The sequence below is a fragment of the Kosakonia sp. MUSA4 genome, from assembly GCF_013085925.1.
GTDB lineage: Bacteria > Pseudomonadota > Gammaproteobacteria > Enterobacterales > Enterobacteriaceae > Kosakonia > Kosakonia sacchari_B.
In genome coordinates, this window is the sequence record NZ_CP025697.1 from 792,943 (window position 1) to 806,324 (window position 13,382).

The window sequence follows — 13,382 nt, forward strand, 5'->3', positions numbered from 1 at the left end:
TTTCGGCTTGTCGAATTCGGCAGGCCCGGTCCCTGAAAGGAGAGGACAATGGTTGCGGTACGCAGTGCACATTTGAACAAAGCGGGTGAATTCGATCCAGCCAAGTGGATTGCCAGTCTGGGGATCACCAGTCAGCCGTCGTGTGAACGCTTAACCGAAACCTGGGAATATTGTCTGCGACAAACGCAGGGGCATCCGGATGCCGGCGTCGTGTTGTGGCGCGGCATTGAGATGGTAGAAATTCTCTCCATGCTGAGTATGGATACCGACACGCTGCGTGCGGCGCTGCTGTTTCCGCTGGCTGATGCCGAAGTGGTGAGCGAAGAGGTGCTGAGTGAAAGCGTCGGCGCCTCGGTGGTCAACCTGATTCACGGCGTTCGCGACATGGCCGCCATCCGCCAGTTGAAAGCCACGCATACGGATTCCGTCTCTTCTGAACAGGTCGATAACGTTCGCCGCATGCTGCTGGCGATGGTCGATGATTTCCGCTGCGTGGTCATCAAGCTGGCCGAACGTATCGCGCATCTGCGTGAAGTGAAAGATGCGCCGGAAGATGAACGCGTACTGGCGGCGAAAGAGTGTACCAACATCTATGCGCCGCTGGCGAACCGGCTGGGCATCGGGCAACTGAAATGGGAGCTGGAGGATTACTGCTTCCGCTACCTGCATCCGGCGGAATACAAGCGCATTGCCAAGCTGCTGCATGAACGCCGTATCGATCGCGAACACTATATCGACGAGTTTGTCGGCCATCTGCGCGCCGAAATGAAAACCGAAGGCGTCAAAGCTGAGGTCTACGGCCGACCAAAGCACATCTACAGTATCTGGCGGAAGATGCAGAAAAAACACCTCGCCTTTGACGAGCTGTTTGATGTGCGCGCTGTGCGTATTGTCGCCGAACGCTTGCAGGATTGTTATGCCGCGCTGGGGATTGTGCATACCCATTACCGCCACCTGCCGGATGAGTTCGACGACTACGTCGCCAACCCGAAACCGAACGGTTATCAGTCTATTCATACGGTAGTACTGGGGCCGGGCGGGAAAACCGTTGAAATCCAGATTCGTACCCGCCAGATGCATGAAGATGCCGAGCTGGGCGTTGCCGCGCACTGGAAGTACAAAGAGGGAACGGCAGTTGCCGGCAGCCCGCGTTCCGCGCATGAAGACAGGATTGCATGGCTGCGTAAACTGATCGCCTGGCAGGAAGAGATGGCCGATTCCGGCGAAATGCTGGATGAAGTTCGCAGCCAGGTCTTTGACGATCGGGTGTATGTGTTTACGCCGAAGGGCGATGTGGTCGATCTGCCTGCGGGCTCCACGCCGCTGGACTTTGCCTACCACATTCACAGCGACGTCGGGCATCGTTGCATTGGCGCGAAGATCGGCGGGCGCATCGTTCCTTTTACCTACCAATTGCAGATGGGTGACCAGGTCGAAATTATCACCCAGAAGCAGCCGAACCCAAGCCGCGACTGGCTGAATCCAAACCTCGGCTATGTGACGACCAGCCGTGGGCGTTCGAAGATCCACGCCTGGTTCCGTAAGCAGGATCGCGACAAAAACATTCTTGCCGGACGGCAGATCCTTGACGATGAGCTGGCGCATCTGGGGATCAGCCTGAAAGAGGCGGAAAAACATCTGCTGCCGCGTTACAACTTTAACGAGCTGGAAGAGTTGTTGGCGGCGATTGGCGGCGGCGATATCCGTCTTAATCAGATGGTGAACTTCCTGCAATCGCAGTTCAATAAACCGAGCGCCGAAGAGCAGGACGCCGCCGCGCTGAAACAGTTGCAGCAGAAAACGTACGCGCCGCAAAGCCGCAGCAAAGACAATGGCCGTGTGGTGGTGGAAGGCGTTGGCAATCTGATGCATCACATTGCGCGCTGCTGCCAGCCGATCCCGGGCGATGAAATCGTCGGATTTATCACCCAGGGACGCGGGATCTCGATCCACCGCGCCGACTGCGATCAGCTGGAAGAGCTGCGCACCGTTGCGCCAGAGCGTATTGTGGATGCCGTCTGGGGCGAGAGCTACTCGGCCGGGTATTCGCTGGTGGTGCGCGTGACGGCGAACGACCGTAGCGGCCTGCTGCGCGATATCACCACTATTCTCGCCAATGAGAAGGTGAACGTGCTGGGCGTTGCCAGCCGCAGCGACACCAAAGAACAGCTTGCCACCATCGATATGAATATCGAAATCTACAACCTGCAGGTGCTGGGCCGCGTGCTTGGCAAACTCAACCAGGTGCCGGACGTTATCGACGCCCGTCGTCTGCACGGTGGCTGATTTTCACTTCATCCGATCCTCTCCCGTCAGCGGAGAGGATCCCATTTTTTACCAGGAAGACTCATGACTCAAATCGATCGTCTGCTCGGGATTATGCAACGCCTGCGCGACCCGGAAACCGGCTGTCCGTGGGACAAAGAACAAACCTACGCCACCATTGCGCCCTATACGCTGGAAGAGACGTACGAAGTGCTGGACGCCATCAACCGGGAAGATTTTGACGATCTGCGCGGTGAACTGGGCGATCTGCTGTTCCAGGTGGTGTTCTACGCCCGGATGGCGCAGGAAGAGGGACGCTTTGATTTTAACGATGTCTGCGCGGCGATTAGCGACAAACTGGAACGCCGTCACCCGCATATTTTTGGCGACGCCCATGCCGGAAACAGCACGGAAGTGCTGGCGCGCTGGGAGCAAATCAAAACCGAAGAACGTGCTGAGAAAGCGCAGCACTCGGCGCTGGACGACATTCCCCACAGCCTGCCTGCGCTGATGCGTGCGCATAAAATCCAGAAACGCTGCTCCGGCGTTGGTTTTGACTGGACGTCACTTGGCCCGGTGCTCGATAAGGTATATGAAGAGATCGACGAAGTGATGGACGAAGCAAAACAGGCCGTTGTGGATGAGGCAAGACTGGAAGAAGAGGTCGGTGATTTACTGTTTGCTGCGGTAAATCTGTCGCGCCATCTGGGAGTAAAAGCGGAAGTCGCGCTGCAAAAAGCGAACCTGAAATTTGAGCGTCGTTTCCGCGAGGTGGAGCGAATTGTCCGCGAGCGCGGGCTGGAAATGACCGGTGTGGATCTGGAAACAATGGAAAATGTCTGGCAACAGGTAAAACGCCAGGAACATGATCTTTAACGGAATTGTTCCAGTAAGCGCCATTTGTGTGATTTTTTAAATAACAAGCGCTTGATTTACGTCAAAAACATTTACCTGAAAGCGGCTATTTTCACACTCCTTATATCTGCCAGAACGCTTTGAGAAGCGCCTCTTCGAGTTATTCGGGGCGCGGCAAGGCGGCAACTGAGAAAATCCCTGGGCGCATCGTCATGCTGTGCGTCCGGGCCAGGCGAATGAAGCCAGGGCAGATGCGGCCTGAAGAACGAAGGAGAGGGATAATGAAAGTTTGTGGCCTCAGCCATGATCGGGTATACTGCTTTCCCGTCCTGGTTATTCCATCGTCTTTTAAACCTAACTTCTCAGGTTCAGCATGACAACGAACTATATTTTTGTGACCGGCGGGGTCGTATCCTCTCTGGGTAAAGGCATTGCCGCAGCCTCCCTGGCAGCCATTCTTGAAGCTCGTGGCCTTAACGTCACTATGATGAAACTGGATCCGTATATTAACGTCGATCCGGGGACTATGAGCCCAATCCAGCATGGCGAAGTGTTCGTTACCGAAGATGGCGCTGAAACCGATCTTGATTTGGGTCACTACGAGCGCTTCATTCGCACCAAAATGACGCGTCGCAACAACTTCACCACCGGTCGCATTTACTCCGAGGTTCTGCGTAAAGAACGTCGTGGCGACTATCTGGGCGCGACCGTACAGGTTATTCCGCACATCACTAACGCTATCAAAGAGCGCATCATTGCAGGCGGCGAAGGCCACGATGTCGCGCTGGTTGAAATCGGCGGTACCGTGGGTGATATCGAATCCCTGCCGTTCCTTGAAGCTATTCGCCAGATGGCGGTAGAAGTGGGCCGTGAGCGCACGCTCTACATGCACCTGACCCTGGTGCCGTACATGGCCGCTTCGGGTGAAGTGAAAACCAAGCCGACTCAGCACTCTGTGAAAGAGCTGCTTTCCATTGGTATTCAGCCGGATATCCTGATTTGTCGTTCCGATCGTGCCGTTCCTGCTAACGAACGCGCGAAAATTGCTTTGTTCTGTAACGTTCCAGAAAAAGCAGTGATTTCTCTGAAAGACGTCGATTCTATTTATAAAATCCCGGGCCTGTTGAAATCCCAGGGGCTGGACGATTATATTTGTAAACGATTCAGCTTGAACTGTCCGGAAGCAAACCTGGCCGAATGGGAACAGGTTATTTACGAAGAAGCGAATCCGTCAGGTGAAGTCACCATCGGTATGGTCGGCAAGTACATTGAACTGCCGGATGCCTACAAATCGGTGATCGAAGCGCTGAAACACGGTGGTCTGAAAAACCGCGTTACCGTCAACATCAAGCTGATTGATTCGCAGGATGTTGAAACGCGCGGTGTGGAAATTCTGAAAGATCTGGATGCAATCCTCATCCCTGGCGGCTTCGGTTACCGCGGTGTGGAAGGCAAGATCGCCACCGCACGCTATGCGCGTGAAAACAATATTCCTTACCTGGGAATTTGCCTGGGTATGCAGGTTGCGTTGATTGAATTCGCACGTAACGTGGTCGGGATGGAGAACGCCAACTCCACGGAATTTGTGCCAGACTGTAAATACCCGGTTGTGGCGTTGATTACCGAGTGGCGTGATGAAGAAGGCAACGTTGAGCAGCGTTCTGAGAAGAGCGATCTCGGCGGTACGATGCGCCTCGGCGCACAGCAGTGCCAGCTTGGCGATGACAGCCTGGTTCGTCAGCTTTACGGCGCACCGACTATCGTTGAACGCCATCGCCACCGTTACGAAGTCAACAATATGCTGTTGAAACAAATTGAAGCTGCGGGTCTGCGTGTTGCGGGCCGTTCCGGGGATGATCAGTTGGTCGAGATCATTGAGGTGCCGAATCATCCGTGGTTCGTCGCCTGTCAGTTCCATCCGGAGTTTACTTCTACGCCGCGTGATGGACATCCGCTGTTTGCAGGCTTTGTGAAAGCCGCCAGCGAGCATCAAAAGCGTCAGGCGAAGTAAAAAAAGTTACAACGACAACGCGTACCTTTGGTACGCGTTGTTTGTCTGGAGTTTTAGTTTAACTTGTACTGAGGAAAACCTAATGTCCAAAATCGTTAAAGTCATCGGTCGTGAAATCATCGACTCCCGTGGTAACCCGACTGTTGAAGCCGAAGTACACCTGGAAGGTGGTTTCGTAGGTCTGGCGGCTGCGCCGTCAGGTGCTTCTACTGGTTCCCGCGAAGCGCTGGAACTGCGCGATGGCGACAAATCCCGTTTCATGGGTAAAGGCGTACTGAAAGCGGTTGGCGCGGTTAACGGCCCGATCGCTCAGGCGATCCTGGGTAAAGATGCAAAAGACCAGGCTGGCATCGATAAGATCATGATCGATCTGGACGGTACCGAAAACAAATCTAACTTCGGTGCAAACGCAATCCTGGCCGTGTCTCTGGCTGTTGCTAAAGCTGCTGCTGCCTCTAAAGGCCTGCCGCTGTACGCTCACATTGCTGAACTGAACGGCACCCCGGGCAAATACTCCATGCCGGTTCCGATGATGAACATCATCAACGGTGGTGAGCACGCTGATAACAACGTCGACATTCAGGAATTCATGATTCAGCCGGTTGGCGCGAAAAGCCTGAAAGAAGCTGTACGTATGGGTTCAGAAGTGTTCCATAACCTGGCAAAAGTTCTGAAATCCAAAGGCATGAACACTGCTGTTGGTGACGAAGGCGGCTACGCGCCGAACCTGGGTTCTAACGCCGAAGCACTGGCTGTTATCGCTGAAGCGGTAAAAGCTGCGGGCTACGAACTGGGCAAAGACATCACTCTGGCGATGGACTGCGCAGCGTCTGAATTCTACAAAGACGGTAAATACGTTCTGGCTGGCGAAGGCAACAAAGCGTTCACCTCTGAAGAGTTCACTCACTTCCTGGAAGATCTGACCAAACAGTATCCGATCGTTTCCATCGAAGATGGTCTGGACGAATCTGACTGGGCTGGCTTCGCATACCAGACCAAAGTACTGGGCGACAAAATCCAGCTGGTTGGTGACGATCTGTTCGTAACCAACACCAAAATCCTGAAAGAAGGTATCGAAAAAGGCATCGTTAACTCCATCCTGATCAAATTCAACCAGATCGGTTCTCTGACCGAAACTCTGGCTGCGATCAAAATGGCGAAAGACGCTGGCTACACCGCTGTCATCTCTCACCGTTCTGGCGAAACTGAAGACGCTACCATCGCTGACCTGGCTGTTGGTACCGCTGCTGGCCAGATCAAAACTGGTTCTATGAGCCGTTCTGACCGCGTTGCTAAATACAACCAGCTGATTCGTATCGAAGAAGCGCTGGGTGAACAAGCTCCGTTCAACGGTCGTAAAGAGATCAAAGGTCAGGCGTAATCGCTAAGCCTTGATGAAATGAAAAATGCCAGTCATCTGACTGGCATTTTTTTTGGCTATTTGAAATCCACTTCCATCTGCTGCGGGATTGTCAGCCCGCGCGTCGTCTGTACACAACGGGCAATATAGTCCGTAAAGCGAGGCGGCTTCGGCATGCCCATACTCAGCAGCTTATCGTTGCTAAAACGCACGTTGAGCATGGCGAACGCGCCGTATAAACGCATCGCTTTCAACATCAACCGCTCATTACAGGGGCCGAAAATGCCCTTCAGCTCGCGGCGCATCTTCACCAGCGTCTCGTAACTGACCTGCGCATATTTATCACCCACCGGTGCTTTTTCCAGCGCTTGCGCCATCGCTTTATCGATATCAGCAAAACGCACGCTGTTCTCTTCACCGGCAGAGATGTGCACCACTTCGCCCTGAGCTACCTGGCCTTTAAGCAGCATCAGCAACGCATCGGCGCAGTAATCGACCGGGATAACATCAACGCGATCTTCCAGCGAGCACATAAATTTCTGCAACATTAGCCCCATACTGAAGACCCAGAAAATACTGGTTGATGGCAGACATCCGTGATGCGTGTGCCCGACGACGATAGAAGGGCGGGCAATCACCAGCGGCATCTGCGGGCACTCCTGGCGCATCAGTTGCTCAATGGTCGATTTGGAGCGCGTATAGGCCACCAGATGCTCGGCATTCTCGTGAAACTCTGCGCTTTCCGGCACCAGTGAATCCGGTTCCGGCGTGCAGGACATCGCGGTGCCGACGTGAAGAAAACGCTGCAAGCCCGCCACCTGCGACATTTTGCGGGCAAAGGCTAGCGTCCCTTCGACATTCACTTTCCAGACCAGCGGGTTATTGCCAAAAGAGGCAACAGCCGCGCAGTTCAGCACGTGAGTGACGCTTTCCAGCGCAGGATCGTTAATGAAACCTTCCGGTTCGCCCAAATCCCCTGGCAGGATTTGCGAAGTATCAAGTGTGTTAAGTTCTGCATCCGTAAGACCAAACTTGCGCATGTTGTTTTTAACGCGCTCAAGTCCGGCCTCTTTGTCCTCTGCCCTTACCAACAGCAGTAAATTTATGGCTTCACTGCCGTGGAGGATTTTTTCCAATACCGCTCCACCCAGAAATCCCGTCACGCCCGTTATTAATAATGTATTCATGAATGCTATCTCTCCAGCGTTGCTCGGGCGGATTGTAGGCACGGAAAGCTAAACGCCATATCAATAAAGCAGAGTGGGAAATGGGGGATTCTTAAGCTTGCTTTAAGGAAAGTACGAAAGGGGATTTGCGTTCGACAACGGCAGCGAGCAATTAATTCCAGCACGAAATGTTAAAAAAATAACTATTTGATTTAAAAGAGTTTATATTTTTATTGACAGCGTGAAATAGAGACGACAATTTGCGTCGAAGTGTAAGAAAAAACATAGCTAGTTACATCATTTTTAGCGGTCGCAGGTGGAGAAAAGCGCAATACCGCGAAAGGCTATGAAGGTTAAGCCAGGATCTGCAATAATTAGCGTTTATTTCTGATCAGAGTTGACTATGCAGTACCCGATTAACGAGATGTTCCAGACCCTGCAAGGCGAGGGTTATTTCACCGGCGTTCCTGCCATTTTTATTCGTCTACAGGGATGCCCGGTTGGTTGCGCCTGGTGCGACACCAAACACACCTGGGATAAGCTTGCGGATCGGGAAGTGTCGCTATTTAGCATCCTTGCGAAAACCAAAGAGAGCGATAAGTGGGGCGCGGCCAGTAGTGAAGATCTGCTGGCGATTATTGCGCGCCAGGGCTGGACGGCGCGCCATGTGGTGATCACCGGCGGCGAACCCTGCATCCACGATTTGACTCCGCTCACCAGCCTGCTGGAGCTGAACGGTTTTAGCTGCCAGATCGAAACCAGCGGCACGCATGAAGTGCGCGCTTCCCATTCCACCTGGGTGACAGTATCGCCGAAGGTGAATATGCGCGGCGGCTACGATGTGCTGTTGCAGGCGCTGGAGCGTGCGGATGAAATCAAGCATCCGGTCGGGCGCATGCGCGATATCGAAGCGCTGGATGAGCTGCTGGCGCAGTTAACCGATGACAAGCCGCGAGTGATTGCCTTGCAGCCTATCAGCCAGAAAGAAGATGCAACCCGCCTGTGTATTGAAACCTGTATCGCCCGCAACTGGCGGCTCTCGATGCAGACACATAAATACCTGAACATTGCCTGATAAATCAGCCCGCCCTGGCGGGTTGTTTTTCCCGCGCAATATCTGATGAAATTTTTACTGTGATGCTTATACGTTTCACAGCCCGCGCCGTTATTAATCATTCTCTGCGTTTTTAATGAAAAAGAATTCGGGTTAATGGCGTCGGGCTATTATTCAACGAATATGACGCAGAGCGCCCGCAGTAAAGGCAAAACGCTCGCTATCCTGTTCCGGCGAACCGCTGGGAGATTAAGCAGGGATTAATGGGAATTTCTTGCCAGTTGCGCAGCGGATTATGTCAACGGCCATGTGCTGGTCGTGGATGGAGGTTTCCTGGTTCGCTAACAGCTAACGGTCAGTCATCTCCGAAAGGAAATGACCGACTCGCTTATTCACCGCGATAGACGCAACCTGCGGTGCAGGTTTCTTTCACCATGACTGCGCTCAGCAGCGGCACAACCGGCTTCATCTGATCCCAGATCCATTTCGCCAGCACTTCGCTGGTGGGGTTTTCCAGCCCTGGGATCTCATTCAGATAGTAGTGATCCAGCCTGTCATACAACGGCTTAAACGCCGCTTTCAGTTCGGCGAAGTCCATGATCCAGCCGGTATAAGGCTCCACCTCGCCGGTGATCTCCAGGCGCACCATAAAGGAGTGGCCATGCAGACGACCGCACTTATGCCCTTGCGGGACATGCGGTAAATGGTGAGCGGCTTCAAAGGTGAAATCTTTAAACAACGTGGTCGACATAATGCACTCTCAGACTGACAAAAAACCGCCGCATAGTAGCGGAAATGACCTTTTTTAGCATTAACTAAAATCGCTAAAAGTGTTTACTGGTGAAATACCACCAATCTGTATTTATTTTATTATTGTAATTCAATGAGTTAATTAACCAGTTTTAGTGTTATTAACTATAGCTAAAACAGGTTAGTTCTTTTGGTTATTTATTATTTCCAACCTTTCTTTAATTGTTATTATCCCGCCGTTAACCTTAGTTTCACTTCGGTTTTTAAAATTATACCCCCTTATCGTTTTTGCGTTGTTGACCGCGAAAAAGTCTGTCTGCAAAACGAAGGGGAATTTTCGCTACTGGAACATAACAACGCATGACAACTCAGGCTCCACCTTCCGCGTTGCTGCCGCTAAACCCGGAGCAACTGGCGCGCCTTCAGGCCGCAACCACTGATTTGACGCCCACCCAGTTAGCCTGGGTTTCTGGTTATTTCTGGGGCGTACTGAACCAACAACCCGCGGCTGCAGCTACCGCACCGGTATCAGCGGCAGAGATCCCGGCCATTACGCTGATTTCCGCGTCGCAAACCGGCAACGCTCGCCGTGTGGCGGAAGCGCTGCGCGACGATCTGCTGGCAGCGAAACTGAACGTCAACCTGGTTAACGCCGGTGACTACAAATTCAAACAGATCGCTAATGAAAAATTGCTGGTGATGGTGGCTTCCACCCAGGGTGAGGGAGATGCGCCGGAAGAAGCCGTTGCGCTGCATAAATTCCTGTTCTCGAAAAAAGCGCCAAAACTGGATGGCACTGCCTTTGCGGTGTTCGGCCTTGGCGATACGTCGTATGAATTCTTCTGCCAGGCGGGTAAAGACTTTGACAGCAAACTCGCTGAGCTGGGCGCGGAGCGCCTGCTGGATCGCGTTGACGCCGATGTCGAGTATCAGGCTGCGGCTGCCGAATGGCGCGCGCGCATCGTCGAGGTATTAAAAGCCCGCGTACCGAAAGACTCTCCGGCGCAGGCGGTGGCGAGCGCGACGGGCGCGGTGAACGAGGTTTTCTCCAGCCCTTATACTAAAGAAGCGCCGTTGACGGCGAGCTTGTCGGTGAACCAGAAAATCACCGGCCGTCATTCCGAAAAAGATGTTCGCCATATCGAAATCGATCTCGGGGATTCAGGGCTGCGCTACCAGCCGGGCGACGCGCTGGGCGTCTGGTATCAGAACGATCCGGCCCTGGTGAAAGAACTGGTGGAACTGCTGTGGTTGAAAGGCGATGAGCTGGTCACGGTTGACGGTAAAACCGTGCCGCTCGCTGAAGCGTTGCAGTGGCACATCGAGCTGACGGTCAACACCGCCAACATCGTGGAAAATTACGCCACGCTGACGCGCAGCGAAACGCTGTTGCCGCTGGTGGGTGATAAAGCCCAATTGCAGCACTATGCCGCGACAACGCCGATTGTCGATATGGTGCGTTTCTCCCCGGCACAGCTTGATGCGCAAGCGCTGATTGGTCTGCTGCGTCCGCTGACGCCGCGCCTCTACTCCATTGCTTCTTCGCAGGCGGAAGTGGAAAACGAAGTGCATGTCACCGTCGGCGTAGTGCGTTACGAAGTGGAAGGGCGTGCGCGTGCGGGCGGGGCTTCCAGCTTCCTCGCGGATCGCGTGGAAGAAGAGGGCGAAGTGCGGGTGTTCATTGAGCACAACGATAACTTCCGCCTGCCAGCCAACCCGGAAACGCCGGTAATTATGATTGGCCCGGGCACTGGCATTGCGCCGTTCCGCGCCTTTATTCAACAACGCGCGGCCGATGAAGCGCCGGGTAAAAACTGGCTGTTCTTTGGCAACCCGCACTTCACCGAAGATTTCCTCTATCAGGTGGAGTGGCAGCGTTACGTTAAAGAGGGCGTGCTGAATCGCATTGATTTGGCCTGGTCCCGCGATCAAAAAGAAAAAGTCTACGTACAAGACAAACTGCGCGAACAGGGCGCAGAACTGTGGCGCTGGATCAATGACGGTGCGCACATTTATGTCTGCGGCGATGCCAATCGCATGGCGAAAGATGTCGAGCAGGCTTTACTGGACGTGATTGCCGAATTCGGTGGTATGGATACCGAAGCGGCGGATGAATTTTTAAGTGAGCTGCGCGTTGAGCGCCGTTATCAGCGAGATGTCTACTAATGAGTGAAAAACATCCCGGCCCACTGGTGGTCGAAGGTAAACTGGCCGACGCCGAGCGTCTGAAGCTCGAAAGCAACTATCTGCGCGGCACGATTGCAGAAGATCTGCACGACGGCCTGACCGGCGGTTTCAACGGCGACAACTTCCTGCTGATCCGTTTTCACGGTATGTATCAGCAGGACGATCGCGATATTCGCGCCGAACGCGCCGAGCAGAAACTGGAGCCGCGCCACGCGATGATGCTGCGCTGCCGTCTGCCGGGCGGCATCATTACGCCGAAGCAGTGGCTGTCGATCGATAAATTTGCCGATGATAAGACCCTCTACGGCAGTATTCGCCTGACTAACCGCCAGACGTTCCAGTTCCACGGCATTCTGAAAAAGAACGTCAAACCGGCACACCAGATGCTGCACGAAGTCGGGCTGGACGCGCTGGCGACCGCCAACGACGTTAACCGTAATGTATTGTGTACGTCGAACCCGGTTGAGTCGGAACTGCATGCTGAAGCCTACGAGTGGGCGAAAAAGCTCTCCGAGCATCTGCTGCCGCGTACTCGCGCTTATGCGGAGATCTGGCACGACGCCGAGAAAGTGGCGACCACGGACGAAGAGCCTATCTTGGGTAAAACTTACCTGCCGCGTAAGTTCAAAACCACGGTGGTCATTCCACCGCAGAACGACGTGGATCTGCACGCCAACGACATGAACTTTGTGGCGGTAGCGGAAAACGGCAAGCTGGTCGGTTTTAACCTGCTGGTGGGCGGTGGGCTTTCCATTGAACACGGCAATAAGAAAACCTACGCCCGCACCGCCAGCGAGTTTGGTTATCTGCCGCTGGAGCATACGCTGGCGGTGGCGGAAGCGGTGGTGACGACCCAGCGCGACTGGGGTAACCGTACCGACCGTAAAAACGCCAAAACCAAATACACGCTGGAACGTGTTGGCGTCGATACCTTCAAAGCGGAAGTGGAACGCCGCGCGGGGATCACATTCGAACCGATTCGCCCGTACGAATTCACCGGTCGCGGCGATCGCATTGGCTGGGTGAAAGGTATCGATAATAAATGGCACCTGACGCTGTTTATTGAAAATGGCCGTATTCTGGATTATCCGGGCCGTCCGCTGAAAACCGGTCTGCTGGAAATTGCTAAGATCCATAAAGGCGACTTCCGTTTAACGGCGAACCAGAATCTGATTGTGGCCGGCGTGCCGGAAAGCCAGAAAGCGAAAATCGAAAAACTGGCGCGCAGCCATGGCTTAATGGATGCGGTGAAACCGCAGCGCGAAAACTCTATGGCCTGCGTGTCGTTCCCGACCTGCCCGCTGGCTATGGCCGAAGCCGAACGTTTCCTGCCTTCATTTGTGGATAAAGTGGAAGCGGTGATGGAGAAACATGGCGTTGGCGACGATCATATCGTGCTGCGCGTCACGGGTTGCCCGAACGGCTGTGGCCGCGCGATGCTGGCGGAAGTGGGGCTGGTCGGTAAAGCGCCGGGTCGCTACAACCTGCATCTCGGCGGCAACCGCATCGGTACGCGTATTCCGCGTATGTTCCGGGAAAATATCACCGAAACGGAAATTCTGGCGACGCTTGATGAGCTGGTCGCACGTTGGGCAAGCGAGCGCGAAGAGGGGGAAGGCTTCGGCGATTTCACCATTCGTGCCGGGATCGTCCGTCCGGTACTCGATCCGGCGCGCGATTTCTGGGAATAATGCAGTCATGCCGGATGGCGGCGTAAACGCCTTATCCGGCCTA

General features: G+C 54.0%; 9 protein-coding genes and 1 pseudogene. 8 read left to right on the plus strand and 2 right to left on the minus strand.

Features of this window, described 5'->3' with window-relative positions; all coding sequences use genetic code 11:
• Nucleotides 1-48 precede the first annotated feature (48 nt).
• The 4 genes from relA (at nucleotide 49) to eno (ending at nucleotide 6,512) form a co-directional block, all read left to right on the plus strand.
• Complete coding sequence (gene relA, locus C0557_RS03715; protein WP_208657521.1) at nucleotides 49-2,286, plus strand: GTP diphosphokinase; 2,238 nt, start codon at nucleotides 49-51, stop codon at nucleotides 2,284-2,286.
• 63 nt (nucleotides 2,287-2,349) lie between these two features.
• The gene (mazG, locus tag C0557_RS03720) at nucleotides 2,350-3,141 is read left to right on the plus strand and encodes a nucleoside triphosphate pyrophosphohydrolase (RefSeq protein WP_208657522.1); all 792 of its coding nucleotides are present in this window, start codon (nucleotides 2,350-2,352) and stop codon (nucleotides 3,139-3,141) included.
• Between the two features lie 352 nt (nucleotides 3,142-3,493).
• Nucleotides 3,494-5,131 carry a glutamine hydrolyzing CTP synthase gene (gene pyrG, locus C0557_RS03725; protein WP_074776897.1) on the plus strand — a complete coding sequence of 546 codons (1,638 nt, stop codon included), beginning with the start codon at nucleotides 3,494-3,496 and terminating at the stop codon, nucleotides 5,129-5,131.
• Between the two features lie 82 nt (nucleotides 5,132-5,213).
• Nucleotides 5,214-6,512 (plus strand): phosphopyruvate hydratase, encoded by a 1,299-nt coding sequence (gene eno, locus C0557_RS03730; protein ID WP_007373292.1) that lies wholly within the window; start codon nucleotides 5,214-5,216, stop codon nucleotides 6,510-6,512.
• A 56-nt stretch (nucleotides 6,513-6,568) separates the two neighbouring features.
• On the opposite strand, the gene C0557_RS03735 is transcribed toward eno, so the two are convergent.
• Nucleotides 6,569-7,678 (minus strand): SDR family oxidoreductase, encoded by a 1,110-nt coding sequence (locus C0557_RS03735; protein WP_208657523.1) that lies wholly within the window; start codon nucleotides 7,676-7,678, stop codon nucleotides 6,569-6,571.
• 382 nt (nucleotides 7,679-8,060) lie between these two features.
• On the opposite strand from C0557_RS03735, the gene queE reads away from it, so the two are divergent.
• On the plus strand, nucleotides 8,061-8,732 hold the full coding sequence (queE, locus tag C0557_RS03740) for a 7-carboxy-7-deazaguanine synthase QueE (RefSeq protein ID WP_074776900.1): 672 nt from the start codon (nucleotides 8,061-8,063) through the stop codon (nucleotides 8,730-8,732).
• A 135-nt stretch (nucleotides 8,733-8,867) separates the two neighbouring features.
• Nucleotides 8,868-9,056 (plus strand): annotated as a pseudogene (locus C0557_RS27615) (oxidoreductase); the annotation flags it as partial.
• Nucleotides 9,057-9,099: 43 nt separating this feature from the next.
• Here C0557_RS27615 and queD read toward each other — a convergent pair.
• Nucleotides 9,100-9,462 (minus strand): 6-carboxytetrahydropterin synthase QueD, encoded by a 363-nt coding sequence (gene queD / locus C0557_RS03745; protein ID WP_208657524.1) that lies wholly within the window; start codon nucleotides 9,460-9,462, stop codon nucleotides 9,100-9,102.
• 359 nt (nucleotides 9,463-9,821) lie between these two features.
• Here queD and cysJ point away from each other — a divergent pair, with 359 nt between their 5' ends.
• Both cysJ and cysI read left to right on the plus strand, forming a co-directional pair.
• Complete coding sequence (gene cysJ, locus C0557_RS03750) at nucleotides 9,822-11,627, plus strand: NADPH-dependent assimilatory sulfite reductase flavoprotein subunit (protein ID WP_208657525.1); 1,806 nt, start codon at nucleotides 9,822-9,824, stop codon at nucleotides 11,625-11,627.
• Nucleotides 11,627-13,339 carry an assimilatory sulfite reductase (NADPH) hemoprotein subunit gene (gene cysI / locus C0557_RS03755; protein ID WP_208657526.1) on the plus strand — a complete coding sequence of 571 codons (1,713 nt, stop codon included), beginning with the start codon at nucleotides 11,627-11,629 and terminating at the stop codon, nucleotides 13,337-13,339. The genes cysJ and cysI overlap by 1 nt, the downstream gene beginning before the upstream one ends.
• Nucleotides 13,340-13,382 lie beyond the last annotated feature (43 nt).